Source organism: Mycobacterium cajalii, assembly GCF_045809005.2.
Classification (GTDB): Bacteria; Actinomycetota; Actinomycetes; order Mycobacteriales; family Mycobacteriaceae; genus Mycobacterium.
This window is the reverse complement of sequence record NZ_CM141436.1, coordinates 3,559,850-3,586,092: the sequence shown is the minus strand read 5'-3', so window position 1 is coordinate 3,586,092 and position 26,243 is coordinate 3,559,850. Positions and strand designations below refer to the sequence as shown.

Annotated in this window: 22 protein-coding genes, 1 tRNA gene and 3 pseudogenes; 19 read left to right on the top strand and 7 right to left on the bottom strand. The window is 66.3% G+C overall.

The genetic code is table 11. The features are described 5' to 3' along the window. Positions 1–148: 148 nt before the first annotated feature. Positions 149–1,348 carry an acyl-CoA dehydrogenase family protein gene (locus ACJ512_RS16980; RefSeq protein ID WP_005086577.1) on the top strand — a complete coding sequence of 400 codons (1,200 nt, stop codon included), beginning with the start codon at positions 149–151 and terminating at the stop codon, positions 1,346–1,348. A gap of 370 nt (positions 1,349–1,718) precedes the next feature. Then, positions 1,719–2,255 carry an HD domain-containing protein gene (locus tag ACJ512_RS16975; RefSeq protein ID WP_005116484.1) on the top strand — a complete coding sequence of 179 codons (537 nt, stop codon included), beginning with the start codon at positions 1,719–1,721 and terminating at the stop codon, positions 2,253–2,255. Between the two features lie 10 nt (positions 2,256–2,265). On the opposite strand, the gene ACJ512_RS16970 is transcribed toward ACJ512_RS16975, so the two are convergent. Both ACJ512_RS16970 and ACJ512_RS16965 read right to left on the bottom strand, forming a co-directional pair. Beyond that, positions 2,266–2,733: an NUDIX hydrolase gene (locus tag ACJ512_RS16970; RefSeq protein WP_005086575.1), complete on the bottom strand. Its 468-nt coding sequence runs from the start codon at positions 2,731–2,733 to the stop codon at positions 2,266–2,268. A 5-nt stretch (positions 2,734–2,738) separates the two neighbouring features. Continuing rightward, positions 2,739–3,539, bottom strand: coding sequence for a hypothetical protein (locus tag ACJ512_RS16965; protein ID WP_005086574.1), 801 nt, complete (start codon positions 3,537–3,539; stop codon positions 2,739–2,741). A gap of 254 nt (positions 3,540–3,793) precedes the next feature. On the opposite strand from ACJ512_RS16965, the gene ACJ512_RS16960 reads away from it, so the two are divergent. From ACJ512_RS16960 to ACJ512_RS16945, 4 genes are all read left to right on the top strand, one after another. After that, positions 3,794–4,138, top strand: a complete 345-nt coding sequence (locus tag ACJ512_RS16960; protein ID WP_005086573.1) for an SCO3933 family regulatory protein — start codon at positions 3,794–3,796, stop codon at positions 4,136–4,138. 104 nt (positions 4,139–4,242) lie between these two features. Further along, positions 4,243–5,688, top strand: coding sequence for an FtsK/SpoIIIE domain-containing protein (locus tag ACJ512_RS16955; protein ID WP_005086572.1), 1,446 nt, complete (start codon positions 4,243–4,245; stop codon positions 5,686–5,688). Then, positions 5,681–7,171 carry a replication initiator gene (locus ACJ512_RS16950; RefSeq protein WP_005086571.1) on the top strand — a complete coding sequence of 497 codons (1,491 nt, stop codon included), beginning with the start codon at positions 5,681–5,683 and terminating at the stop codon, positions 7,169–7,171. Before ACJ512_RS16955 ends, ACJ512_RS16950 begins: the two co-directional genes overlap by 8 nt. Positions 7,172–7,357: 186 nt before the next feature. Next, a complete protein-coding gene (locus ACJ512_RS16945; RefSeq protein ID WP_005086570.1) occupies positions 7,358–9,004 on the top strand; it encodes a recombinase family protein in 1,647 nt (548 codons plus the stop codon). Here ACJ512_RS16945 and ACJ512_RS16940 read toward each other — a convergent pair. Further along, positions 8,986–9,071 (bottom strand) — tRNA-Leu (locus ACJ512_RS16940). The genes ACJ512_RS16945 and ACJ512_RS16940 overlap by 19 nt on opposite strands. A 90-nt stretch (positions 9,072–9,161) precedes the next feature. Here ACJ512_RS16940 and ACJ512_RS16935 point away from each other — a divergent pair. Both ACJ512_RS16935 and ACJ512_RS16930 read left to right on the top strand, forming a co-directional pair. Continuing rightward, positions 9,162–10,535, top strand: a complete 1,374-nt coding sequence (locus tag ACJ512_RS16935; RefSeq protein WP_407688290.1) for a M20/M25/M40 family metallo-hydrolase — start codon at positions 9,162–9,164, stop codon at positions 10,533–10,535. Between the two features lie 37 nt (positions 10,536–10,572). Then, entirely contained in the window at positions 10,573–11,103 is a 531-nt protein-coding gene (locus ACJ512_RS16930) for a YbhB/YbcL family Raf kinase inhibitor-like protein (protein ID WP_407688289.1), read from the top strand. A 182-nt stretch (positions 11,104–11,285) separates the two neighbouring features. Here the strand turns inward: ACJ512_RS16930 and ACJ512_RS16925 are convergent, their stop codons facing one another. Together ACJ512_RS16925 and ACJ512_RS16920 are read right to left on the bottom strand one after the other, a co-directional pair. Then, positions 11,286–12,467, bottom strand: coding sequence for a thiolase family protein (locus ACJ512_RS16925; protein ID WP_407688288.1), 1,182 nt, complete (start codon positions 12,465–12,467; stop codon positions 11,286–11,288). Positions 12,468–12,627: 160 nt separating this feature from the next. Next, positions 12,628–13,023, bottom strand: a complete 396-nt coding sequence (locus tag ACJ512_RS16920) for a DUF5313 domain-containing protein (RefSeq protein ID WP_407688287.1) — start codon at positions 13,021–13,023, stop codon at positions 12,628–12,630. A 281-nt stretch (positions 13,024–13,304) separates the two neighbouring features. On the opposite strand from ACJ512_RS16920, the pseudogene ACJ512_RS16915 reads away from it, so the two are divergent. Further along, a pseudogene (locus ACJ512_RS16915) lies at positions 13,305–14,119 on the top strand (thiolase family protein); the annotation flags it as partial. A 274-nt stretch (positions 14,120–14,393) separates the two neighbouring features. Here ACJ512_RS16915 and ACJ512_RS16910 read toward each other — a convergent pair. After that, on the bottom strand, positions 14,394–16,115 hold the full coding sequence (locus tag ACJ512_RS16910; protein ID WP_461479751.1) for a transposase: 1,722 nt from the start codon (positions 16,113–16,115) through the stop codon (positions 14,394–14,396). Positions 16,116–16,178: 63 nt separating this feature from the next. After that, positions 16,179–16,862: pseudogene (locus ACJ512_RS16905) on the bottom strand (thiolase family protein); the annotation flags it as partial. Positions 16,863–17,075: 213 nt separating this feature from the next. Between ACJ512_RS16905 and ACJ512_RS16900 the strand changes: the two are divergent. The 10 genes and pseudogenes from ACJ512_RS16900 to ACJ512_RS16855 all read left to right on the top strand — a co-directional run. After that, positions 17,076–17,423 carry a lsr2/espR transcriptional regulator gene (locus tag ACJ512_RS16900; RefSeq protein ID WP_407689277.1) on the top strand — a complete coding sequence of 116 codons (348 nt, stop codon included), beginning with the start codon at positions 17,076–17,078 and terminating at the stop codon, positions 17,421–17,423. 13 nt (positions 17,424–17,436) lie between these two features. Next, positions 17,437–17,916 (top strand): NADH-quinone oxidoreductase subunit B family protein, encoded by a 480-nt coding sequence (locus ACJ512_RS16895; RefSeq protein WP_407689278.1) that lies wholly within the window; start codon positions 17,437–17,439, stop codon positions 17,914–17,916. Further along, positions 17,913–19,892 (top strand): proton-conducting transporter transmembrane domain-containing protein, encoded by a 1,980-nt coding sequence (locus ACJ512_RS16890; protein WP_407689279.1) that lies wholly within the window; start codon positions 17,913–17,915, stop codon positions 19,890–19,892. The genes ACJ512_RS16895 and ACJ512_RS16890 overlap by 4 nt, the downstream gene beginning before the upstream one ends. After that, positions 19,889–20,848, top strand: a complete 960-nt coding sequence (locus tag ACJ512_RS16885; RefSeq protein ID WP_407689280.1) for a respiratory chain complex I subunit 1 family protein — start codon at positions 19,889–19,891, stop codon at positions 20,846–20,848. Before ACJ512_RS16890 ends, ACJ512_RS16885 begins: the two co-directional genes overlap by 4 nt. Positions 20,849–20,858: 10 nt before the next feature. Then, a complete protein-coding gene (locus ACJ512_RS16880; protein ID WP_407689281.1) occupies positions 20,859–21,512 on the top strand; it encodes a hypothetical protein in 654 nt (217 codons plus the stop codon). Beyond that, positions 21,512–22,984 (top strand): proton-conducting transporter transmembrane domain-containing protein, encoded by a 1,473-nt coding sequence (locus tag ACJ512_RS16875; protein WP_407689282.1) that lies wholly within the window; start codon positions 21,512–21,514, stop codon positions 22,982–22,984. Before ACJ512_RS16880 ends, ACJ512_RS16875 begins: the two co-directional genes overlap by 1 nt. Beyond that, entirely contained in the window at positions 22,981–24,459 is a 1,479-nt protein-coding gene (locus tag ACJ512_RS16870; protein ID WP_407689283.1) for a hydrogenase large subunit, read from the top strand. The genes ACJ512_RS16875 and ACJ512_RS16870 overlap by 4 nt, the downstream gene beginning before the upstream one ends. Before the next feature lie 114 nt (positions 24,460–24,573). Next, positions 24,574–24,900, top strand: a complete 327-nt coding sequence (locus ACJ512_RS16865) for an ArsR/SmtB family transcription factor (protein ID WP_407689285.1) — start codon at positions 24,574–24,576, stop codon at positions 24,898–24,900. A 269-nt stretch (positions 24,901–25,169) separates the two neighbouring features. Further along, a complete protein-coding gene (locus tag ACJ512_RS16860) occupies positions 25,170–25,634 on the top strand; it encodes a hypothetical protein (RefSeq protein ID WP_407689284.1) in 465 nt (154 codons plus the stop codon). Then, a pseudogene (locus ACJ512_RS16855) lies at positions 25,631–26,134 on the top strand (phosphoenolpyruvate carboxykinase (GTP)); the annotation flags it as partial. The gene ACJ512_RS16860 and the pseudogene ACJ512_RS16855, both read left to right, overlap by 4 nt. Positions 26,135–26,243 lie beyond the last annotated feature (109 nt).

Here is a 26,243-nt window from a genome sequence, read left to right as displayed (position 1 = left end):
CCCACTGCTGGTCTTCATGTCCTTGCGTCGCTGCAGATCATGCGGCCGGGCCGCTTGGGTGGTTGGCGTCGCGTCCTTCTTTCCCGTCGTGAGGACGGCAAGCATCAGACACCTCATAGATCATTTATCAAATTCTCTGGAGGCTGAGATGACGGACGCTGGCACGACCACGGCAAGCGGGGATGGGGCTGCTCGTTTCGCTATCGCCCCGGAGGTGTGGACCACGCCGGAGCGACGAGCGCTGAGCCAAATGGCGCGGTCTTTCGTGGAACGTGAAATCGCGCCGAAGCTAGCGGAATGGGAGCACGTGGGTGAGATTCCGCGCGACCTGCATCTCAATGCTGCCGAGGTGGGGCTTCTCGGAATCGGGTTCCCGGAAGAAGTCGGCGGCAGCGGCGGCAATGCGATTGACTCTGCACTGGTCACTGAGGCCATCCTGGCCGCAGGCGGGTCCACTGGCGTCTGCGCCGCCTTGTTCACCCATGGCATTGCCCTTCCCCACATTGCCGCCAATGGCTCCGACGCCCTGATTGAACGATATGTCCGTCCGACGCTCGCAGGAAAGATGATCGGCTCGCTGGGCGTTACCGAGCCTGGGGCAGGTTCAGATGTCGCGAATTTGCGCACACGCGCAGTGCGCGACGGCGACACCTACGTGGTCAACGGAGCAAAGACGTTCATCACCAGCGGAGTTCGGGCGGACTTCGTTACTACGGCGGTACGCACCGGCGGACCGGGTTACGGTGGAGTTTCATTGCTCGTGATCGACAAGAATTCGCCTGGATTCGAAGTGTCCCGCCGGTTGGACAAGATGGGATGGCGATGTAGCGACACCGCCGAGTTGTCTTTCGTCGACGTTCGCGTACCGGCTGAGAACCTGGTGGGGGCAGCAAACAGCGGGTTTTTGCAGATCATGCAGCAATTTCAGGCTGAACGGCTCGGCATCGCCGTCCAGGCGTACGCGACGGCGGGTCGGGCTCTCGATCTCGCCAAGAGTTGGGCGCGGGAGCGTGAAACGTTCGGTAGACCCTTGACGGGGCGCCAGGTCATTCGCCATAAGCTCGCGGAGATGGCTCGACAGGTCGACGTGGCGTGCACCTATACCCGTGCGGTCATGCAGAGGTGGCTAGCGGGGGAGGATGTCGTTGCCGAGGTGTCGATGGCCAAGAACACCGCTGTGTATGCGTGCGACTACGTGGTCAATGAGGCGGTTCAGATCTTTGGTGGGATGGGCTACATGCGTGAGTCTGAGATCGAGAGACACTACCGAGACTGCCGGATTCTCGGAATAGGCGGCGGCACCAACGAAATCATGAATGAGATCATTGCCAAACGTATCGGACTCTAGTTCTTGATACCAGTAAAGAAAGTTCTCACATCGCAGGTCAACGACGGTCAGGCGGCTGTTGGTCCAGCCTGCCGCTCGCGGCGTCTCGATGCGGCGAGGAGCGAGGGCAGCTGCGCTTCGTCGTGATGCCAGAGCTGTGGTGGCCTGCGACTTAGTTCCGGCGCCGGTCGTGGGTGCATGTGTGCGTGGCGGCGGACGGAGGGCGAAGCGCAGGGAGCGGCGCGGACGGGAGCGCCAGCGTACGGGAGCAGAGCGAGCGTAGCGAAGCCTGCAGGTAGCCGCCGTTCCTCGCAGATCCTGGCCTCCAGGATCTACGTCATAAGCTGCGAGGGGGCTGCGTCATGGTGCTGTGGCTCGTAAGCTGGCGGCTGTGAGCGGGGTTCTGACGCAGCGTGCACGGCGCGAGACCGAGACGCGGCTGGCTGAGCAGCCGCGGCGGTTGGCGCATGTCCGGGGCGTCGCGGCGACTGCCGAGCGGTTGAGTCGGCGTTTCGATCCCCAGACAGCGGACTGTCTGGTCGCAGCGGCGTGGCTGCACGATATCGGTTACGCATCGTCGTTGCGCCGGACCGGGTTTCATCCGCTCGATGGAGCGGAGTACGTGCGAGCGGCCGGCTTCGGGGAGCTGGCCGCCTCCTTGGTGGCCTTTCATACCGGAGCGCACGCGGAGGCTGCCGAGCGGGGCTTGTCAGGCTTATCCGCGTTCAGTGATCCGCCCAGCGATTTCCTTGATGTGCTGACTTTTTGCGATCTGACGACCGGACCTGACGGGGCGCCGATATCACCGCGCGATCGGTTACGCGACGTGCTGTCGCGTTATGGATCCGAGGACCCGGTGCACCGGGCGGTCGACGCGGGCCGCGACGAATTGTTGGCGGCCGTCCGGCGAGTACGCGACTGGCTATAAACCCAGCCGGTTAGCCGAGGTAGGGGCCGTCGCGGTGTTGCAGGTAGTGCTCGATGCGCAGCCTCATCGACGGATGCATATCCAGGTTAGGGATCTCGTCGGGTGCAGTCCAGGCGATGTCCGTGCTTTCGTGGTCGATGGCAAGGGTGCCGCCGAGCACCGTGGTGGTGAACAGGAGCGAGAATTGCTGGCGGACTTCGCCATCGGTGAACGCGACCACGTGGCGGGGATTGGTGTAGACACCGACCAGACCCGTGACTTTGACGTCAAGCCCGGTTTCCTCTTTGACTTCCCGCACGGCGGTGTCGGCGATAGTTTCGCCGATGTCGTGGCCGCCGCCCGGTAGCGCCCACAGGGTGTTGTCGCGGCGTTTGATCAGCAGAATGCGACCGTGTTCGTCGGTGACGATGGCCGAGGCCGACGGAACGACACTGTTGGGCGCCGGGGCGTTGGGGTCGTTGTAGTAGTCGGTGCGCATCGGGGTCAGCCTTTCGAGGTCAGCGGTCTGGCATGGTCCCAGACCTGGGTGAAAGCGTCTTCAAGGGTGGCCCAGAGCCGTGGCTCGTGGTGACGTGACAGAACCAGCACAGGGTTGTTGCGCCCGGCTGAGCCGTAGATGTGGAAGTTGACGATCATGGCGTCATCGACCCGAAAGATCGACGTGTAGAGCGCGGTGTCGTGGGTGCGGATGTCCAGCCCCGGGGTGCCGGCGTGAGGGGCGAGCAGTTCCACGGACGTGCGGCAGCGGGCGATGACGGCCTCGCCGATCCCTTCCTCCTCGCCGCGCAGGATCGTGGTGGGGGTGTCGGGGTCCCCGACGAGAAACCGCACCGTCACACCGCGGGCGGCGGCGGCGAGCAGGGTGTCGAGGAATCCGTCGAGGGTGTCGAACAGGAACGTGGCCGCCAGGACGAGGATGTCGATGCCGGTGGTGGCGTCGGCGAAATGCTGCTGCCACATGGTGATGGGTAGCTGGGTGCGGCTGGCATACAGGGTCGCGGTGAACGGCCCACCCGCAGACGCTGTTGCCACTGCGCTCGCGGTGGAGGGTGGGTACTGGTTGGGCCACAGGTCATGCGGGGTGCAGTCGAGCACCTCGCTGGCTCTGTGGGCGTTGTGTTCGCGAATTCTGTAGTCGCTATCGGCCAGCCAGCGTCGCACCGACTTGATATCGACACCCACCGCGGTGGCGAACCGCTGCGAGGACAGACCTTTGGCGTGTAGCCGCTGCACGAGGCGATCGTTGGGAGTGATGGCGGCCTCGGTGCCGTCCTGCTCGTCCATCGTGCCAGCGCACATCTTCCCGTGTCGTCCGTATCCATCCCTCAGCGCGTGGTGTCTAGTTTGCCATGCGACTGCCGCCACCCGGCGGCGATAGTGCCGGTGTGATGTCCGTGGGTATGTCCGGGCCGTGTCCGAAATGCCCGTGGATGTGTCGGAAATGTCGGCATATGTCTCTCGCAACGTCCGTGATGTCCACGTGAACTGAGTCCAGCGCCGGACCGGCGTCAACAGCTCACGAAAGGACCAGTAGGACAATGCGTTTGAGAATCGATACGTCTGGGACTCGTTTTATCGTCACCCGCGCTCCTGAGCCACGGCTGAACTTCGAAACCGGCGCCCCGAAAGTCGACACCGCCACCGGGATGCCGATGTACGCCACCCAGGTCCTCGCGCTGGATGACTCCGGCGGCGAAGTGCTCATTGTCACTGTGGCAGGAGACCCCAAAGTGACAGTCACGCAGCCTGTTTCGGTAGTTGGTCTGGTGGCCATCCCGTGGGCCCAAGGTGATCGCAGCGGGGTGGCGTTCCGTGCTGATGCCCTCACCGCCGCCACCGCCAGTGGTGCTGCGCCGAGTGAGCAGACACGCCCGCAGAAGTAACAACCCCCAAGCGGGTGTGGGGTGCGGTGAGCAGATCATCGCACCCCGCCACCCCGACACCCCGGGCATTGCTGTTGACCACACGCTCACGGAGGGCATCTCTCATGACATCGAACAAGAAGAACACCACCAACAGTGGATCAGGCGATGACGACTGGTTCGGAGAACTGGTCATGTCGCTGTTCACCGCATCCGGGTATGTGCTGTGGTGGGCGGTGCTGTTCCCGGCGATCAGCGTGCCCATCATCGCCAGCCTCGTCCTTGCTATCAGCCACGGCCCACGCGTGGGCCTGATCTGCGCGATCGTGTGCAGTGCCGGGTATGCGGGCTGGGCCTGGCTCCAACCGGGGTCATTTCGCGCCTGGGTGACCGAACCGGTACGGCGGCGCTGGCTCACGTGGTCGCGCTACACCCGCACCTGGGAATCGACCTGCACCTTGCACGGCCTGACCGCCACCCTCGGCGGACGCACTCTCACTCCCACCCTGCGCACGGTGACGATCGGTAAAACCACCGATGTGCTCGTGGTGCGGATCGTCACCGGCCAGTCCGTGGCAGATTGGCATAAACAGTCCGACGCGCTGGCCGCCGCGTGGCGCGCCGGCCGCATCAGCATCACCGCCATCTCGCCCGGCGAACTGCGCATCACGTTAATGCGCGCAGACGTGCTGGCTGAACCGATCGCCCTGCCCATGCCAACCCCGGCCACCCCGGTCGATCTGGTGTCGGTGCGGGTCGGGATCACCGAAACGCGACATTGGTGGCAGGTGCCGCTGCTCGGTCACCACGTGCTGATCGCCGGGGCAACCGGCGCAGGCAAAGGCTCAGTGCTGTGGTCGTTGATCGCCGGCATTGCCCCCGCGGTGAAGACCGGGCTGGTCCGGTTGTGTGTCATCGACCCCAAAGGCGGCATGGAACTCGGTGCCGGAGCACCCCTGTTCACCGTGTTCACCCACGACGCCACCGACACCACCCTGGAGTTGCTACGCCAGCTCGTCACGGTGATGCACGCCCGGGCGAATCGTCTGCGCGGCCACACCCGCCTACACACCCCCACGACGTCGGAGCCGTTGTTCGTTGCGGTGATCGATGAGATCGCCGCACTGACCGCATACGTGACCGACCGCAAGGTCCGCACCGAAGTCGAACAACTCCTGGGCCTGCTGCTCTCCCAAGGCCGCGCAGTCGGCATCAGCGTGGTCGCCGCGGTCCAAGACCCGGCCAAAGACACCCTGCCGGTACGGCAGCTGTTCACGGTGCGGATCGGGTTGCGGCTGACCGAAGCCACCCAAACCACCATGGTCCTCGGCCAAGGGGCGCGCGATGCCGGGGCAGAATGCGACCGCATCCCCGACACCACCCCCGGGGTGGGCTACATGATGGTTGACGGCACCGCCCACGCCCAGCGGGTGCGGGCCTTTCACGTCACCGACCACGACATTACCGCCCTGGCCAGCCGGTTCCGCCGAACCGCGAGGCGACCGAACAAGCCCCACCAGCCACACAACACCGATACCGGCCACACCGCGAGTGAGGGCAGCGGTGAATAGCTCCACGACATCGGCGCAGCTTGTCCTACCGGGTGTTCCGGATACAGCTGACACCGCCCGGGTGGTCGAGCAGATGGTGCGGCGCGCCGCCTCGATGGGATACGAATCCTGGTGGCGACGAGCAGAATCCGTCGGATTCTGCGCCCACCCCATCCAGCTGATCGGTGCCGATGAGTACGGGCGTCAGCGGGTGGTATGGACGCGCTGCAACAACCGTCGCGCCCACATCTGCCCCTCCTGCTCGGATCTCTACGCCCGCGACACCTGGCAACTCGTGCACGCCGGTGCCGCTGGCGGTCACCACGGCATGCCCACCACGGTGGCCGATCATCCGCAAGTGTTTGTCACTCTCACCGCACCGAGCTTCGGGGCCGTCCACACCGCCACGAAGTCACGGGAGAAGGCAGCGCAGGTGTGCCGCGACCAGCACCGGGTCGGCGGCTACCGACGCTGCCCGCATGGAAAACAATTGTGGTGCAGCATGTCCCATGATCATGGCGACGAGCGGGTCGGCCAGCCGCTGTGTCCGGAGTGCTACGACTATGCCGGGCATGTGCTGTTCACGTGGCACCTGCCCGAACTGTGGCGACGCTTCACCATCACCCTGCGGCGCGCCCTACGCAAAAGCCTGAAAGCCGCCGGAGTTGACCCGGATACGGTGCGAGTGAGCTTCATCAAGATCGTCGAACTGCAAGCCCGCGCTATCCCACACATCCACGCACTGATCCGCCTGGATCCCCACGACGACCTTGACCGCCCCGGGTGGGAATCACCTATCGGTGCAGTCGAACTCGCTAAGGTCATCCAGTACGCCATCCGCACCGTCACACTCACCGTCAACGACCCGACAGCCGATGGCGGTGGGCAGACGATACGGTTCGGCACACAGATCGACACCCAACCGCTAACCGCATCGGTGGATCCGCCGCCAAATGAGCACAATTCAGGCTCAAGCCGGTCCATGTCTAGCCGGCTGGTGGCGCGCTATCTCGCCAAGTATGTCACCAAATCCTTGGCAGCCCTCGGAATCAGCGCACGCCGCCTATCTACGGAAGCCATACCCGACCTGGACGTGTCCGAGCATGTGCGGACCATCCTGACCACCATCAGCGATCTCGCGGACAAAGGACTGTCCGGCATCGGGCGGTGGTTGCACACCCTCGGATTCCGCGGCCACATCACCAGCAAATCCCGCCGTTATTCGACTACCATGACCGTGCTGCGCGAACAGCGCGCCATTTGGACGCGTCAGGAAAGCTCGAAAAGCACTGCATACCAATACGATCCCGACTGTGACTTCGCCGGTGGCGATGATCTGGTGGCGTGGGAGTTTGACCGTGCCGGCCCCGGCAGCCTCGGCGATCGCAGTCTCGTCTATTCCGCGGCCCTCCAACGTATTCACATCCGCCGCATCGGACTAGTGGAAGCCCGTCGCCACACACGCAGCCAGCATTGGGATCCACCAGGGGCAAGCGATGGCTGAACGATGCCCAACCCCACATGCTCGCTCCGAATGTGACGCTCGAATTAATGCACCGAGCATGTCAGAGGGAGGTGTTCAAATTGACCTGCCGAACCGGAATCGGCTTCCGCGCGAGGCCAACCGCGCGCTGGTAAACGTCATACTGGCTGTGCGGGACCGGACCCGCGGATCACGAAGGGAAGTGGCATGAGCCTCAGGTTCGCTTTCTATGGCCGAGTGAGTACCGAGGACGCTCAAGATCCCGAGGCGAGCCGCAGCTGGCAGAAACGTCGTGCCATCGATCTGATCACTCCGCATGGCGGAGTCCTCGCTGTCGACTACTTCGATATAGGTCAAAGCCGTTCGCTTCCCTGGAAACGCAGACCGGAGGCTTCACGTCTGCTTGCAGATGTCACTTCTCGTGACCGTGGCTTCGATGCCGTGGTGATCGGGGAACCTGCTCGCGCGTTCTACGGACCGCAATTTGCGCTCACTTTCCCGGTGCTCACGCACTACGGGGTTGGCCTATGGGTGCCTGAAGTCGGCGGAGCGGTTGATCCCGGATCCGAGGCACACGACCTCGTGATGACGCTCTTCGGCGGTATGAGCAAGGGAGAACGCGCACGAATCCAGATGCGCGTCCGTACCGCGATGTCGGCACTCGCGCAGGACACAACCAGATACCTCGGCGGTCGCCCACCGTACGGGTATCGACTCGTCGATGCCGGCCCGCATCCCAACCCTGCCAAGGCAAGTCTTGGGCAGCGGCTCCATCGTCTCGAACCCGACCCCGCGACATGTTCGGTCGTCGAGCGGATCTACCGCATGTACGCCGATGGTGCTGGCTTGCGCTTCATCGCACAGCAGCTCACCGACGATGGAGTGCCATCACCAAGCCAATATGACCCGGAGCGGAACCGGCACCGTGATCCGCGCGGATGGTCCCATTCGGCGATCCGCGCAATCCTCGACAACCCGGCGTACCGCGGTATTCGTGTGTGGGGCAAGCAGGAGAAATACGAGGTCTTGGTCAACCCCGACGATGTCGCTGCCGGGTACGAGACTCGCATGCGGTGGCGTGACGAGGTCGACTGGATCGCACCTGACCGGCGAACGCACGAAGCGCTGATCACTGACGAGCTGGCGCGGGCTGTCCGACTTCGGATGCAGGCGCGGCGGGGTCCGGGTCTTGTGTGTAGCAGAGAATCGACGGTGCCATATGCGCTGCGCGGGCTGCTGTTCTGTGCCGCATGTGGACGCCGCATGCAGGGCGCCGCCCGGCCGGGGAAGCAAACAACGCGGATCCTCTACCGTTGTGAGTTCGGCAAGTCACGTTCTGTACCTGTGGACCTGAGTGATCATCCGCGCACCGTCTATCTCCGCGAAGACGCAGTGACAGCGCGACTCGACGAATGGATCGCCACTCTGGCCGATCCAGAAGACCTCGCACGCGGGCAAGACGTGGACCCGGCGGCCGGACCTGGCTACGCCGCCTTGCAGCGCCAGCTGAGCGAGGCGAATGCCAAAGTGGCTGCCTTGATCACCGCCGTGGAGTCTGGCGTGGCCGTTGAGGATCTAACTGCTGCGTTGCGTCAACGTACCGCCGAGCGCGACGAGCTGAGGGCACGCGTTGAGCGAGTGGCGCGGCCCCGCGCCATGTGTGCCGCCGAGATCAGTGAGTTAGTTAAGGAGTTAGGCGGACTGTCGGTCATCCTCGGCGCGGCAACCGGAGCTGAGCGCGCCGAGGTGTACGCAAGCTTGGGCCTGCGTCTCGACTACGACCCGCATCTTCGGCGAGTCACGGCGACTGCCGACCTGAGTCGTGTCGCCGGATGTGTCCGAGGGGGGACTTGAACCCCCACGCCCATTAGTAGGGCACTAGCACCTCAAGCTAGCGCGTCTGCCATTCCGCCACTCGGACAAGACCAACCGCTCGGGTCGGCAGCTAAGGCTATCGGATTCGCCCGCCCCGGCCCAACCCAGCTGCTGAGACCGCCCCCGAACCCCGGCAATGGTAGGAATTTGGGTTGTGACCGTTGATCGTGGGCAGACCGTGGTTCCCGACAACCCGGGCGACGACGTCGTCGAGGTCGTCAGCAGGCTGATCCGGTTCGACACCACCAACACCGGCGAACCGGAGACGACGCAGGGCGAGGCCGAGTGCGCGCGGTGGGTCGCCGAGCAGCTCGAACAGGTCGGCTACCAGACCGAGTACGTCGAGTCGGGCGCTCCCGGCCGGGGCAACGTGTTCGCCCGCCTCGAGGGCGCCGACAACGGGCGCGGAGCGCTGCTGATCCACGGGCATCTCGACGTGGTGCCCGCCGAGCCGTCCGAATGGAGCGTGCACCCGTTCTCCGGCGCCGTCGAGGGCGGCTACGTCTGGGGCCGCGGCGCGGTCGACATGAAGGACATGGTCGGCATGATGATCGTGGTCGCCCGCCAGTTGAAGCGGGCGGGCGTCGTGCCGCCACGCGATCTGGTGTTCGCCTTCGTCGCCGACGAGGAGCACGGCGGTCAGTACGGAGCGCACTGGCTGGTCGACAACCGTCCCGACCTGTTCGACGGCGTCACCGAGGCGATCGGCGAGGTGGGCGGCTTCTCGCTGACCGTGCCGCGCCGCGACGGCGGCGAACGCCGGCTATATCTGATCGAGACGGCCGAGAAGGGCCTGTCGTGGATGAGGCTGACCGCCCGGGGCCCGGCGGGACACGGCTCCATGGTGCACGAGCAGAACGCCGTCACCGCCGTCGCCGAGGCGGTGGCACGGCTGGGCCGGCACCGGTTCCCGCTGGTGATGACCGACGCGGTGGCCCAGTTCCTGGCCGCCGTGGGGGAGGAGACCGGCATCGCGTTCGACACGGACTCCCCGGGCCTGGAGGGGACGATCGAGAAGCTGGGCCCGATGGCGCGCATGCTGAACGCGGTGCTGCGCGACACCGCGAACCCGACGATGCTCAAGGCCGGCTACAAGGCCAACGTCATCCCCGCGACCGCCGAGGCGGTGGTGGACTGCCGCATCCTGCCGGGCCGCAAGGCGGCGTTCGAGGCCGAGGTCGACGAGCTCATCGGCCCGGACGTGACGCGGGAATGGATCCGGGACCTGCCGTCCTACGAGACCACCTTCGACGGTGACCTGGTCGACGCGATGAATGCCGCGGTGCTCGCACTCGACCCGGACGGCCGGACGGTGCCGTACATGCTTTCCGGCGGGACTGACGCGAAAGCCTTTGCGCGCCTGGGCATTCGGTGCTTCGGGTTCAGTCCGCTGCGGCTGCCGCCCGAGCTGGATTTCGCCGCCCTGTTCCACGGCGTCGACGAGCGGGTACCCGTCGACTCGTTGAGGTTCGGCACCGAGGTGCTGGCACGTTTCCTGACCCATTGTTAGCCGAGTTAGCCGGAAATATCACGCCACGAGAGGACTTTTGATGAGCTCGCCCGACCCGTACGACGCGCTGCCCAAGCTGCCGACGTTCACCCTGACATCCGACTCGATCACCGACGGCGAGCCGCTGGCCACACCGCAGATCAGCGGGATCATGGGTGCGGGCGGCGAGGACGTCAGCCCGCAGTTGAGCTGGTCGGGGTTCCCGGCGCAGACCCGCAGCTTCGCGGTCACCGTTTACGACCCCGACGCCCCCACGCTGTCGGGGTTCTGGCACTGGGCGGTGGCCAACCTGCCGGCCGACGTCACCGAGTTGCCCGAGGACGCCGGCGACGGCGGTGAGCTACCGGGGGGCGCGGTGACCCTGGTCAACGACGCCGGTATGCGCCGCTACGTCGGCGCCGCGCCGCCCGCGGGTCACGGTGTGCACCGGTATTACGTCGCGGTGCACGCCGTGGACGTCGACAAGCTGGATCTCACCGAGGACGCCAGCCCCGCTTTCCTGGGGTTCAACCTCTTCCAGCACGCGATCGCGCGGGCTTACATCTACGGCACCTACGAACAGCAGTAGGGCGGCGCCGGGTTCTGCACCTCAATTTGTCGGCCCGGCCGGGATCGCACTCAAGTTCGCATCATGGTGTGCCTGTCGCGCGACATCACAGTCGACGGCGCAGCTCGAGCGCGTGCGCGCCGAGCGCCCGGTCGGCCGCGGCCCCAAGCGGATTGGGGACACCGAGGATGCTCTGCGTTGCGCTACAGCAATTCGACGATGGTCGCGTTGGCCTGACCGCCACCCTCGCACATGGTCTGTAGGCCGAACCGAATCCCTTTGTCCCGCATGTGATACAGCATCGTGGTCATGATGCGCGCTCCCGACCCACCGAGAGGGTGGCCCAGCGCGATGGCGCCACCATTGGGGTTGTGACGCTTCTCGTCGGCGCCGATGTCTTTCAGCCAGGCCATCGGCACCGGAGCGAACGCTTCGTTGATCTCGAACACGCCGATATCGTCGACGCCCAGACCGGACCGCTGCAGTGCCTTCTGGGTCGCCGGGATGGGTGCGCTGAGCATGATCACCGGGTCGGCAGCGGCCAGCACCGCGGTGTGCACGCGCGCAAGTGGTTTGAGCCCCAGGGCTTTTGCCCTCTCGACCGACATGAACAGCAGCGCGGCGGAGCCATCGCAAATCTGACTCGAGTTACCGGCGTGGATCACACCTTCCTCGGTGAACGCGGCCTTGAGCTGAGCCATCTTCTCCAGCGTGGTGCCACGGCGGATACCCTCGTCGGTGCTCACCGGGTTTCCGTCCTGGTCCTTGATCGTCACGATCTCGTCATCGAAGGCGCTGGAATCCTGTGCTGTGGCGGCTTTTTCGTGAGAGTCCAGGGAAAACTGGTCCAGTGAGGTGCGGTCGAAGCCCCACCGCTGTGCGACCATCTCCGCGCCGAGGCCCTGGTTGGGGGTCTGGGTGTAGCGGGCACGGAATGCCTCCGGGTAGGGGTGCCCACCATTGGCCAGCGACGAGCCCATCGGGGTTCGCGACATCGACCCGACACCGCCGGCAACGACGATGTCGCAGTGGCCGGCCACCGCGCCGGCGGCGGCAAAGTGCACCGACTGCTGGCTCGACCCGCACTGACGGTCCACGGTTACACCCGGGACGGTGTCGGGCCAGCCGGCGGTGAGCACCGCGGTACGGGCGACATCCAGGGCCTGCTCACCGGCCTGCATCACACATCCCCAGATGACGTCGTCAACGAGGACCGGATCCACACCGGCGCGCTGCACCAACCCGTTCAGTATCTGAGCCGACAGTTCGGCGGGGTGTACACCGGATAGACCGCCGTTGCGCTTACCGATCGGTGATCGCACCGCTTCGACGATGACCGCTTCGGCCGTGAACTTCTCCTTCGCAGAGGTGTTGGCCTTTGCCAACGAGGTAGGTGGGGGATATGTCAGTGAACGAAGGACATCAGTTTTGCCAGATCAACCCACTGCTGATTCGTCATCACCGAACACGGCTGGTCACTACTTTCGTTCCGGCTGAGCAGCGTTGCGCCCGACTCAGGTCGGTGCGCGGTCGGGTTTTGGCTGGCTATGGCCGGGGGCCGTAGCGCTCGATGTAGGCGCGGTGGACGTGGGCGTCGCGCTTGCGTATGTAGTCGTCGACGATGTCGGGATCGAAACCATGCTGGGCCAGTCGGTGGCGGCGCCACACCTTGTTGAGCGCATGCGTGAACAAGATAAACGGAAGGAAAATCGGCAGGGTCATGCTGGCGTGGACGTACAGCGTTGTCGGGATCAGCCAGAACGGGGCGAGTACCAGAAAGGCAGGAATGACGGCCCGGATCATGGTCCGCCGTGCGGCGCCTTTGCCGGTCAGGTCGTTGCGCACCCAGTCGTGCATCGAGGCGGGCAGGACCGCTCCGTAGCAGTACGCGAGGTATTGCAGGGCGGTCGGTCGACGACGCCGTCGTGGGTCGTTACTCATCGGACTCCTGGCTGCGATGCGCCACTGCCGGTCGAGGTCTCGGCCGATCGGGCCGCGGCATTATTCAATCAGTTTCGAATATTAGCAATCTAAGAGATACCGGGTTCGCATAGGCGGGCAACCGCGACGTTGCTCACAGTTTGCTCGAGGTTCCGCACGTGCTAGCGCCGACCAAGCACTTGCTTGGTTAGGGTGCGGGCGATTCCGCTTCAGGGGCCACCGATGAATTCGATTCTGTTGGGCGCGGTTTGGAAAGCTTGGGCCCGCCGGGAAGGATTTGGATGTGTGAGGCATACATCGTGGACGCCGTTCGCACCGCGGTCGGCAAGAAGGGCGGCGCGTTGTGCCGGGTGCATCCCGCCGATCTCGGTGCTCTGGTGATCACCCATGTGCTGGAGCGCAATCAGGTCGATCCGGCAGCGATTGACGACGTGGTCTTCGGCTGCGTCGATGCGATCGGACCGCAGGCGGGCAACATTGCGCGCACGGCGTGGCTCGCCGCCGGTTTCCCCGAGCACATTCCTGGTGTCACCGTCGATCGCCAGTGCGGCTCGAGCCAGCAGGCGCTGCACTTCGCCGCGCAGGCGGTGATGAGCGGCACCGCCGAGCTGATGGTTGCAGGCGGTGTGCAGAACATGAGCATGATTCCGATCGCCTCCGCGATGGCCGTCGGCCAGCGGTTCGGGTTCCAGACCTCGTTTGAGGGTTCGATCGGCTGGGAGCGCCGTTATAGCGAAGAGAGGTTTCGCGGTTCCGCGCCGCCGAACTGATTGCTGAGAAGTGGGACATCGGCCGCGAAGAGATGCAGCGCTGGGCACTGCAGAGTCACCAGCGCGCCCGCGCCGCGATCGACGAAGGCCGCTTCGACAACGAGATCGTGCCGGTCGGTGACCTCATGGTGGATGAGTGCCCGCGCGAGACCAGCCTGGAGAAGATGGCGAGCCTGAACTGCCTCGTGGCGGGTGGCCGTCTGACGGCGGCGCTGGCCAGTCAGATCTGCGACGGCGCCAGCGCAACGCCGGTGGCGTCGCACGCCGCGGTGAAGGCACATGGGCTTAGGCCCCGTGCCCGGATACACCACCTGAGTGCCCTTGGCGCCCACCAAGTTGTGCGCCACGTTGCTCAACGAACTCGTACGCAGCGGGCCGCACAGGAGAGATGAAGGTGACGCGAATCGCGCACGCCACTAGGTGGCTGGTGTCGAACGGCCATTGTGGGGGCGCTGGTTGACCGGTCGGGCTATTGGGCGATGCTCGTGTGGTCGTGAGCGGTTCCTAGCTCAGGTGAATTCGGTTGTCGGGATTGGCGATTCCGTTGCTTGGCTGGTCTACAGGCGGTCCTGGTGGGCCGGTTGGCATCGCCGACCGGCCTCAGGTCGTGGCGGCGGCCCAGTTTGCGCCTTCCCGGTGTAATCCGAGCACACCCAGGCGTGCGAGGTTGATCGCGGCGGCCAGCAGGGAGAAATCGGCGGCGACCTTGGTGGTGCCGCGCACGCGCGCACGGCGGCCGCCGTGGCGGCGGCGCATCAGGTGGCCGATCTTGCGTTCCACTTTCGGCCGGGTGGCCTTGTAGTCGGCGACCCAGCCCGGATCTGCTTGGGTGGTGCGAGCACGGGTGAGTTCGGCCTCGTAGCGGCTGATCGCGATGGTGCGCCCGGCGGTTGAGCTGGTGCACTGCTCGGCCAGTGGGCAGCAGGCGCAAGCCGGGCCGAACACCGCGTTGCCGCCGCCGCCCTTGGCCGGGCGGATCGGCACGGTCACCGCGCCCGGGCAGGTGACCGTGCCGACGTCGAGGTCGATGACGAAGCGGTCCTTGGCGTAGCGGCCACCCGGCGCGGTCGGTGGCTGCACCTTGGTGAAGATTTCCGCGCCCGCGGTTTCCAACACGGCCAGCAGTTTGCCCGCACCGTAGGCGGCGTCGCCGTAAACCGCCGGGCATCGCTGGTCTTGGGCTCCGCACACGCTGGGGGCGCTCCCGTCGCCATCACCATCACCGACCGCGCCGGCCGCGGTCGTCGTGCCAGCACTTGCACCGAGGCTCGAGTCGTCCTGAGGATCAACGCAATCTCCGTCGGCGGTGTTGGTGTCGCTGGTCACCGGAGTGGGTAGGTCGCCGGCCAGCAGGTCGGTGGCGGGTTGGGCGTCGCCGGCGTTGCCGGCGGTGACTTCGGTGGCGGTGATGATCTCGGCGTCGGGGTCGATCGCGATGTGACCCTTGTATCCGTCGAAACCCCGCGCGGAGGTCTTGTGGCCGTGGCGTGCCTGCGGGTCCACCGTGGAGATCACCCGATCGGCGGCCACACGGCGCGCGATGCGGAATATCCCGTCGGCGGCGTCTTGGTCGAGGTCCTGGCCGACCACGGTGGCCAACAGTTTGGCCGCCTTGTCCACCTCGGGCTTCAGCGCCTGCTCATCCAGGCAGGCCAGCAGCGCAGACGCGTCGCGGGCCAGCGCGTCCACCAGCGCCTCGCGCGCCGCCACGTCGTCGTAGTCACACACCGGTTTGCCGGCGCTGACGTAGTCGTCGTCGCGGGACAGCCGCGCCCGCAGCGCGGGTTGCAGCTCCGCGCCGGCGACCGCCAGCAGTCCCCGGATCGCCGAGCGGATCAATGTGACCGTGTCCATGGTGGCCACCGCGTCATACAGCGGGGTCGAGTCCAACACCCGCTTACGGCCCACCAGCCCGGCCGCCTTGGCCGCTTGCAGGGTGACCTCAAAGATCCGGTCCGGGCGATCCGAGCGGGCCAGCCTCGCGCGCATGTCCACCAACACGGTGTGCACAAACCCCGGATAATCGAAGTCCAGCCCGCCCGCGGCATACTTCCACCGCGCGTCGAACGCGAACCGATCCACCGCCTCCCGATCCGAAAGCCCCTCGATGCGCTGCAACACCATCACCACCGCCACAATCATCGGCGGCACGCTGCGCCGGCCGACATCGGTGAACAAGTCGGCGAACATTTCATCGCCGAACAAGTTGAAGCACTCCCGGTGCAGCACGCTGTAAATCGAGTCCGGCGCCACCCGGCCCTCGCAGAAATCCACCGTCGACCGCCACAAATCCGCCTGTTTCGGCGTCAAACCCAAACTCACCCAACCATTCTCGCCGACCGCACCCGATTACCCGGTCAACGCCACGCGAAAAACACCAGCCACCTAGATCCGTTCGATGATGGTGCCGGTGGCTAACGCGCCACCGTTGCACATCGTGATCAGGGCGGTCGACTCGCCACGGCGCTCGAGCTCGTATAGGGCGGTGGTGATCAGTCGTGAGCCCGAGGAGCCCACCGGATGGCCCAGCGCGATGGCGCCGCCGTTGACGTTGACCTTGTCCATGTCGGGCTGATGTACCTGCGCCCAAGACAGCGCTACCGATGCGAAGGCCTCGTTGACCTCGAACAGGTCCAGGTCGCCGATCTTCATGCCTGCCTTCTGCAGCACCCGGGTGGTGGCCTGCACCGGGCCGTCGAGGTGGAACCGAGGTTCGGCGCCGACGAGTGCCTGGGCGACGATCCGTGCGCGCGGCCGCAGCCCGAGCGACTGGGCGCGCTCGGCGTCCATCAACAACACCGCGGCGGCGCCGTCGGAGATCTGGGAGGAGGTGCCGGCGGTGTGGATGCCGCCCTCGAGGATCGGCTTGAGCCTGGCCAGGGACTCTTCGGTGGTGTCGCGCAGGCCCTGGTCACGAGAAACGATCTGCGTTTCGCCGGTCTTGTTGCCCTCCGCGTCGACGACGGGCGCCTTCAGCGGGATGACTTCGCGATCGAATCGGCCCTGCGCCCAGGCCTGCTTGGCCAGGGCTTGGGAGCGCACTCCGAGCACTTCGATGTCTTTGCGCGTGGCTGTTGCGGATGTAGCCGAGGTAAAACTAGAACGACTTCGACACCCCGCGAGGCGCGGCCGTGGCCGCAGATCCGTGGTCGCCGCCCCGGTTCGGCTCACCGACCGGCGATGCGCTGGTGGCCAATACAGGCACTCCTGGTCCATCAGTCGGCTATATGATAAATTCTTCAATCAATAGAAGGTAAGAAATCGGAAGTCTTCAGGAGACCGGTGATGTCCGAGCCGCTCTACAAGCTCAAGGGTGAGTTGTTCAAGACGCTTGGGCATCCGGCACGCATCAGGATTCTGGAGCTGCTCGCGGTGGAGGACCGTTCGGTGGGCGAATTGCTGCCCGAGGTGGGATTGGAGTCATCGAACCTGTCTCAGCAGCTGGGGGTGTTGCGGCGGGCCGGGGTGGTCGATGCGCGCAAGGACGGCAACACGGTGATCTACTCGATCGCCTCGCGCGATATCGCCGAACTGCTCGCGGTGGCGCGCAAAGTGTTGACCGGGATGCTGAGCGACCGCGTTGCGGTGCTGGAAGACTTGCGCGCCGACGGCCTGTCGGACGTCCGGTAGCGGGGTGGCCCGGATGGGGTGGATCGGTAAGATCATGCGGGTTGGCCGCGTCGTGGAGCCTGCTGGGCCGGCACCGGCTGTGGTGATGGAATCGCCTGCTGGCGTGAAGGGTTCGTTGCAGATCCGCCACGTCGATGCCGGGTCCTGCAATGGGTGCGAGGTGGAGATCTCGGGCGCCTTCGGCCCGGTTTACGACGCGGAGCGGTTCGGCGCGCGGCTGGTGGCTTCCCCGCGGCACGCCGATGCGCTGCTGGTGACCGGTGTGGTGACGCGCAACATGGCCGAGCCGCTGCAAAACACCGTGGCAGCGACTCCGCGGCCGCGGGTGGTGATCGCATGCGGGGACTGTGCCCTCAACCGGGGGGTGTTCAGGGATGCCTACGGCGTCGTCGGTGCGGTGGGTGAGGTGGTGCCCGTCGACGTCGAGATTCCGGGGTGTCCGCCGACTCCGGGCGACATCGTCGCGGCCCTGCGATCGGTGACCGGCAGATGACCGTGACGTTGACGCCGGCTGCGGCGTCCGCGGCGGCCCCGCCGAAGTTGTTGGCCGGGGACGGCTTCCGGCGCGCGGTGTCGGGAGTCCTGACGAGCTGTGTCGGCGGGTTGGGGGTGTGGCTGGGTCTGCTGGGGATTTTCGGGTCGACGCGGCCGGTGCACATCGGCTGGCTGCTACCGCTTTCGGGGGTGTGGTTGGGCCTCGACCCAACGGGCGGGTTTTTCATGGCGGTGACAGGAGCGGTCGCGATCGCGGTGGGCGTTTACCTGATCGGCTACCACCACCTTGCGAGCCGGGTCCCGCTGGCGGTGGTGCCGCTGTTCGTCGCGGCGATGCTGCTCGTGCCGGCCGCCGGCTCGATTAGCACCTTTCTACTGGCGTGGGAGTTGATGGCGATCGCTTCGCTGCTGCTCGTGCTGGCTGAACACACCCGGCCGGAGGTCCGTTCGGCGGGACTGTTCTACGCGGTGATGACCCAGCTCGGGTTCGTCGCCGTCCTGGTAGGGCTGATGGTGTTGTCGGCATCGGGCGGCGCCGACCGGTTCGCGGACCTGACGCGGGTGAGCGGGGGTGCGCGGACCGCTGTGTTCGTCCTGACGGTGGCCGGGTTCGGGTCCAAGGCGGGTCTGTTGCCGCTGCATGCGTGGCTACCGCGGGCCCATCCCGAGGCCCCCAGCCCGGTGTCGGCGCTGATGAGTGCGGCGATGGTCAACCTGGGGGTATACGGCATCGTGCGCTTCGATCTGCAGTTGTTGGGCCCGGGTCCGCGCTGGTGGGGACTGACCCTGTTGGTCGTCGGCGCCCTATCCGCGCTCTATGGGGTGTTGCAGGCGTCGGTAGCGACCGATCTCAAACGGCTGCTTGCCTATTCGACGACCGAAAACATGGGCCTGATCACCCTCGCCTTGGGTGCAGCGACGCTGTTCGCGGATTCGGGCGCGCACTCGGCGGCCACGATCGCGATGGCCGCGGCGATGCTGCACCTGGTTGGGCACGCGGCGTTCAAGTGTTTGGGGTTTCTCGCGGCCGGATCGGTGCTGGCCGCGACCGGGCTGCGCGACCTGGACCGGCTCGGCGGCCTGGCCCCGCGGATGCCTGCGACGACGGTCCTGTTCGGTGTTGCCGCCCTGGGTGCATCCGGATTACCGCTGGGCGCCGGTTTTGTCAGCGAGTGGCTGCTGGTCCAGTCCTTGATTCACGCCACGCCGCAGCACCACACGGCCCTGGCGTTGGCGGCGCCCCTGGCGGTCGGGGCGGTCGCGCTCACGACCGGGCTCGGGGTGGCGGCGATGGTGAAAGCATTCGGCATCGGCTTTTTGGCCCGCCCACGCTCGCAGCCCGCTGCCGGCGCGGGTGAGGCGCCCCTCAGCATGCTCGCCGGAATGGCGCTCGCCGCAACCGCATGCGTCGTGGTGGCGGTGGCGCCGTTGGTTGTCGGGTCCACATTGCGGCGCGTGCTTACCGGGCTGTGCGCTTCCCACGACGTTGCGTTCACCGACTTCGGCGCCGTGCTGCGGCTGCCGGGCGTGAACGGGTCGATCGCGCCGGGCGTGATCGCCGCGGCGTTGACTGTCGCTGTGCTGGTCGCGGTTGGCGCGGCGAGTTGGCGCTCGCGGCGGCGTCCTGCTTCGGTGACGCTGCCGTTGTGGGCCTGTGGTGCAGAAGAACTCAGTCCACGGATGCAATACACCGCCACGTCGTTCGCGGAGCCCCTGCAGCGGGTGTTCGACGACGTGCTGCGCCCCGACACCGACATCGAGATCACCCATCTGACCGAGTCGCGGTACCTGGCGGAGGCCGTCACCTATCGGGCCCGGATCGCCGATGCGATCGAGGAGCGGTTCTACAACCCGATCATCGGGGCGGTGGCAGCGGCCGCCGAGTTGGTCCGGCGGGCACACACCGGCAGCGTCCACCTCTACCTGGCCTACGGCATGCTCGGTGTCCTGGTGGTGCTGGTGATCGCCCGATGAACGTCTTTTCCTACGTCGCGGGCGCCGCCCAGATCGGTGCGGTCATGTTCGGCACGCCGGTGGTGATCGGCGTCATGCGGCAGGTGCGGGCGCGGCTGGAGGGGCGTGCCGGCGGCGGGGTGCTGCAGCCCTGGCGCGACCTGCGCAAACAGTTGGGCAAACAGCAAATCACCCCGCAGGGCACCACGGTGGTATTCGCTGCCGCCCCGGCGATCGTCGCCGGGACGACGCTGCTCATAGCCGCGATCGCACCGATCGTCGCGATCGGATCCCCGCTGGATGCTGCCGCCGACCTGTTCGCCGTCGTCGGTCTGCTGTTCGTCGGCACCGTCGCGTTGACTCTCGCGGGCATCGACACCGGCACGTCGTTCGGCGGCATGGGCGCCAGCCGCGAGATCACCATCGCCGCACTGGTGGAACCGACGATTCTGCTCGCCGTGTTCGCGCTTTCCATTCCCGCTCGATCGGCGAATCTCGGTGCCCTGGTAGCCAACACCCTCAGCCATCCCGGACAGGTGGCGTCACTGACCGGAGTGCTGGCGTTCGTCGCGCTGGTGATCGTGATCATCGCCGAGACCGGGCGGCTGCCGGTCGACAACCCGGCCACGCACCTGGAATTGACGATGGTGCACGAGGCGATGGTTCTCGAGTACGCGGGCCCGAAGTTGGCGCTGGTCGAATGGGCCTCCGGGATGCGGCTCACCGTATTGCTGGCGCTGCTGGCCAATCTGTTCTTGCCGTGGGGAATCGCCGGCGGGCACCCGCGCCCGCTCGACGTCTTGATCGGCCTCGCGGCGATCGCGGTCAAAATTGCTGTGCTGGCGGTGCTGCTCGCGGCAGCCGAAGTATTCATCGCCAAACTGCGCCTGTTCCGGGTGCCCGAGCTGCTGTCCGGTTCTTTTCTGCTTGCCCTGCTCGCGGTGACGGCGGCCGACTTCTTCACCGCCCAGGGCTAGAGAGGCAGCAATGAACTTCGCGATCATGACCGATTTCGCCGCGGGCGGTCTCCTGTTGGCGGCGGTATTGATCGTGTGGCGCCGCGACGTGCGCGCCATCGGGCGCCTGCTGGCCTGGCAAGGCATCGCACTGGCCACCATTCCCATCGTGCGGGGAGCGCATGACAACGACCCGGCACTGATCACCGTGGGCGTCGCGGTACTACTGCTGCGTGCCTTGGTTTTGCCGTGGCTGCTGGCCCGCGCAGTGGGCGCCGAGCAACGCGACCACCGCGAAGCGACCCCCCTGATCAACACGGCGACCTCCTTGCTGATCGCGGCGGCGCTGACCGTTGTCGCGTTCGCGGTCACCCGGCCGATGGCCAACCTGGAACCGAGTGCCACGACCAATGCGGTCCCGGCCGCGTTCGGGGTGATTCTGATCGCCCTGTTCGTGATGACGACCCGGTTGCATGCCTTGTCTCAGGCCGCGGGATTTCTGATGCTGGACAACGGGATCGCCGCGACCGCGTTCCTGCTGACCGCCGGTGTGCCGCTGATCGTGGAGCTCGGTGCCTCACTGGACGTGCTGTTCGCCGTGATCGTCATCGGAGTGCTTACCGGCCGCCTGCGCCGTACCTTCGGGGGCGCCGACCTCGACCAACTACGGGAGCTACGCGACTGATGACAAGCCTGCTATTGGCCGCGATACTCGCACCGCTGGCGGCCTCGGGTGCTGCGGTGGCGCTCGGGTGGCGCCGCCTCACCGCATCGTTGACAGTTCTCTCGGCGGCCACGGTGCTGGGCTGCGGTGCGCTGCTCGGACTCGGTGTCGGGTCGCGTCAACATCTGGCGCTCGGTGGCCTGCTGCGCGTGGACGCCTTGTCAGTCACCATGCTGATCGTCATCGGAGTCGTCGGCGCCCTGGCCACCTGGGCCAGCATCGGTTACATCGACGCCGAACGCGCCCACGGCCACACCGACGCCGGCGGGGCCCGGCTGTACGGGGCGCTCACGCCCGCCTTCCTCGCCGCGATGGTCCTAGCGGTGTGCGCCAACAACATCGGTGTGATCTGGGTGGCCGTCGAGGCCACCACCGTTATCACCGCCTTTTTGGTCGGGCACCGCCGCACCCGCACCGCGCTGGAAGCGACCTGGAAATACGTCATCATTTGCTCGGTCGGTATCGCGATCGCCTTCCTCGGTACCGTGCTGCTGTACTTCGCCGCCCGTCACGCCGGCGCGCCGGTCACTGACGCACTGAACCTCGACATGCTGACCGAGCAGGCACACACCCTGGATCCGGCGGTCGCCCGACTCGCCGGCGGTCTGCTACTGATCGGCTACGGCGCCAAGGCCGGTCTGGCGCCATTTCACACCTGGCTGGCCGACGCGCACAGCCAGGCACCGGCCCCGGTGTCGGCGTTGATGAGCGGGGTGTTGCTCTCGGTCGCGATTTCGGTGCTGCTGCGGCTCAAACCGATCGTCGACGCCGCCGCCGGTCCGGCGTTTTTGCGCGAAGGTCTACTCACGGTCGGGCTGGCCACATTGGTGATCGCGGCGCTGATGCTGACCGTGACAGGCGATGTCAAGCGAATGCTCGCGTACTCGTCGATGGAGAACATGGGGTTGATCGCGATCGCCGCGGCCGCCGGGACCGCAGTGGCGATCGCGGCGCTGCTGCTGCACGTCCTGGCGCACGGTATCGGCAAGACGGTGTTGTTTCTCGCCAGCGGACAACTGCAGGCTGCACACGGCTCCACCGCCATCGCCGATATCACCGCGGTGGTGCAACGCTCGCGGCTGATCGGGGGGACGTTCGCCGTCGGGTTGATCGTCTTGCTCGGCTTGCCGCCGTTCGCCATGTTCGCCAGCGAGCTGGCCATCGCCCGCTCGCTGGCCGATGCCCGGCTGGCGTGGGTCCTCGGCGCCGCGATGCTGCTGATCGCCATCGCCTTCGCCGCACTGGTGCGCAATGCGGGCCGCATGCTGCTCGGCGCTGCGGCCGATGGCGCCGCGCCCCCCATCCCCGTGCCCGCCACCGTCGCGGGGGCCCTGCTCGTCGGCGTCGCCGCCTCGTGCGTCCTGGGCGTCACCGCCGGGCCGCTGGCTCAGCTGTTCATGACCGCGGCCAGCCACCTGGGAGTAGTTCGGTGAGCCCGACGTGGTTGCGGTACCGGGTGTCCGACGACGGGCTGACCGACAAGGCCGAAGAACTCCTGGCGAGCGGTTTCCGGCTGGCGCTGGTTGCCGCCCACGACGACGGTGACCGGCTGCGGGTCATCTACCTGTTCGTCGCCGGCTGGCCCGACCGCCGTGTCGAGCTCGAATGTATCGTCCCCGTTGGTAGTCCGTCGGTGCAGTCGCTGGCGTATCTGTCTTTCCCGGCGGGCCGCTTCGAACGCGAAATGCTCGACTTGTACGGCATCCGGCCGAAGGGGCATCCCCGCCCCCGCCGCCTGGTTCGGCACGCGCACTGGCCCGAAGGCTGGCACCCGATGCGTGTCGACGCAGGCCCGGCGCCGCAGTTCGCGTCCAGCGGCCACTTCCCGTTCCTCACGGTCAACGGCACCGGGGTCTATGAAATCCCGGTCGGCCCGGTGCACGCCGGGCTGATTGAGCCCGGTCACTTCCGGTTCTCCGTCGTCGGCGAAACCGTGCTGCGGCTAAAAGCGCGGCTGTGGTTCCTGCACCGCGGCCTCGAGCAACTCTTCCACGGCCGCATCGCCGGTGATGCGGTGGAGCTCGCCGAACGGGTCAGCGGCGACACGTCCGCAGCGCACGCCCTCGCGCACAGCCTCGCTGTCGAAGACGCCCTCGGGATGGCGTTGCCCGACCCCGCCCACCGGCTGCGGGCCATGATCGTGGAGCTGGAACGGCTCTACAATCACGCCGCCGATCTCGGTGCGCTCGCCAACGACGTCGGATTCGCGCTGGCCAACGGGCATGCACAACGCATCCGCGAACAACTACTTCGCATCAACGCCGCCGTCACCGGGCACCGGCTGCTGCGCGGGGCCATCCGCCCGGGCGGGGTTACCTTGCACCAGCTGCCCGATCCCGGGCAGCTGCGCCGCCTCGCCGCCGACCTCGCCGAGGTCGCCGAGCTCACGCTGGGTAACAGCGTCGTCTACGACCGCTTCGCCGGCACCGCCCTGCTCGCCGCCGACGACGCCCGCGCCATGGGCTGCCTGGGCTATGTCGCACGCGCCAGCGGCATCCGCACCGACGCCCGACTCGAGCATCCCACCACCACGCTGCCCATCACTGAGATCAGCCAGCCGACCGGCGATGTCCTGGCGCGCTACACGGTCCGGCGCGACGAATTTGCGGCCTCCGCCGTATTGGCGGGCTACCTGGTCGAATCACACGGTGGCCCCATCCAATACAGGACACCTACACCGGTGATGGAGAGCCCGCGCAGCGGAGTCGGCATCGTGGAAGGCTGGCGCGGCACCATTGTGCACCGCGTCGAGATCGACGCCGATTCGCGCATTACGCGCGCCAAGATCGTCGACCCGTCCTGGTTCAACTGGCCCGCACTGCCGGTCGCCATGACCGACACGATCGTCCCCGACTTCCCGCTGACCAACAAGAGCTTCAATCTGTCCTACGCCGGCAACGACCTGTGAGCGCGCATCGGCACCCTTCCCCCTATTGCAGCACTTTGCTAAACTTCGCAAGTAACAAATACTTTGGTCGGTTGGGAGGGCATCGTGACGGACGCACGCCAGCCGCTGTACCGGATGAAGGCGGAGTTTTTTAAGACACTGGGTCATCCGGCCCGCATCCGGATCCTCGAGTTGCTCAGCGCCCGCGAACACGCGGTATCCGAGATGCTGCCCGAGGTCGGCATCGAGCCGGCCAATCTCTCTCAGCAGCTGTCCATCCTGCGCCGCGCCGGTCTGGTCACCGCTCGTCGGCAGGGGTTGTCGGTGTGCTACACGCTGACCTCACCGCAGGTGGCCGAGCTGTTGGGCGTCGCCCGATCGATCCTCAGCGGGGTGGTCGCGGGTCAGGCTGAAACCCTCGAAGACCTTCCGGAAGCACTGGTGGCCGAGTCGAGGAGCTGAACGGACGGCGGAAGGCGGACCCTTTTCCCCACTACTTGCAGACTTTCTAATATGCGTATCATGCGTGGACAGGGTTGGCGGGAACGGAACATCAATGGCGGCAAAACCCCAGAATGGAGGCGCATTCGTGGTAACCGGCCCGGATGTCACTGGAATCGACGTCGGCGTAATCGGGGTCAGAGCCCCCAGATCACCAAGCTCTGCACCAGGACCGTGCGCACAAGATCCGGACCGGCTCGCGTGGACGGTGATGGAAAATTACGCAGCCCTTGTCCGCGACCGCACGCCGATCCGCGCCGGGTGTCTGCTGGAACCAGCGCGCCGCGGAGGACTATCCGCTGCGCGCCGTCATGGCGCACGCAGACCTGCTGATCGACCTCGCCGGCAGCGCTCCCGACACCGCTGCGCCCGGGCGCACACTGAGACTGCCGCGCGAGCGGTTCGATTACGGCGCATTGGTACTGCCCGGCCTGCTGGCCGCCCTGTGCGGGCGCAACGGCGTGAGGTTGACGATCGACGTCCTCGTGGCGTGTGCTCGAGCGCTGGCGGCGATCACCCCGACCGGCCAGATCGTGCCCGCGCTAACCGAATCGTTGCTGGTACCCACGGTGGACGCGGAGGTGGCCCGGGCCCTGGGCGAGCATCGCTCGCCGCGTCGCCCGATCCGCCACGCCGACGCCGCGCCACATCGGCCAATGGCCCAACACCAACATTGCGTAGGGGAATCATTATGAGCACCGCCATCATCACCGGCCTCGACACCGCGCCGACCGCCGCTGCCGCGATCGTGGACTGGGTTAACAACGTGGCTGAGCTGACCAGCCCCGACGCGGTCGTGTGGTGCGATGGCTCCGAGGCCGAATGGCGCAGGCTGACCACACTTCTCGTCGATAAAGGCACCTTCGTCGCGCTGTCGAAAAAGCCCAACTCCTTCTGGTGCGCGTCAGACCCCGAGGATGTCGCCCGCGTGGAGGACCGGACGTTCATCTGCTCCCAGCATTCCTCCGATGCGGGGCCCACCAACAACTGGATGGATCCCGTCGACATGAAAACGGTGATGACCGAGGAGTATCGCGGGGCGATGGCCGGGCGCACCATGTACGTGATCGCATTTTGCATGGGGCCGCTGGAGGCCGCCGAACCCAAGCTCGGCGTGCAGATCACCGACTCCGAATACGTCGCAGCCTCCATGCAGATCATGACCCGCTCGGGCAGCCCGGTATGGCACAAGCTTGCCTCGATTTTTCACGGGGATGGTCGGCTTTGGGGTGTCTTAGACGCGAAAAGTGCACTCGCTCAAGGATAATCAGGGTTGTTAAGGCTCGGAAAATCCAGAGAACGGG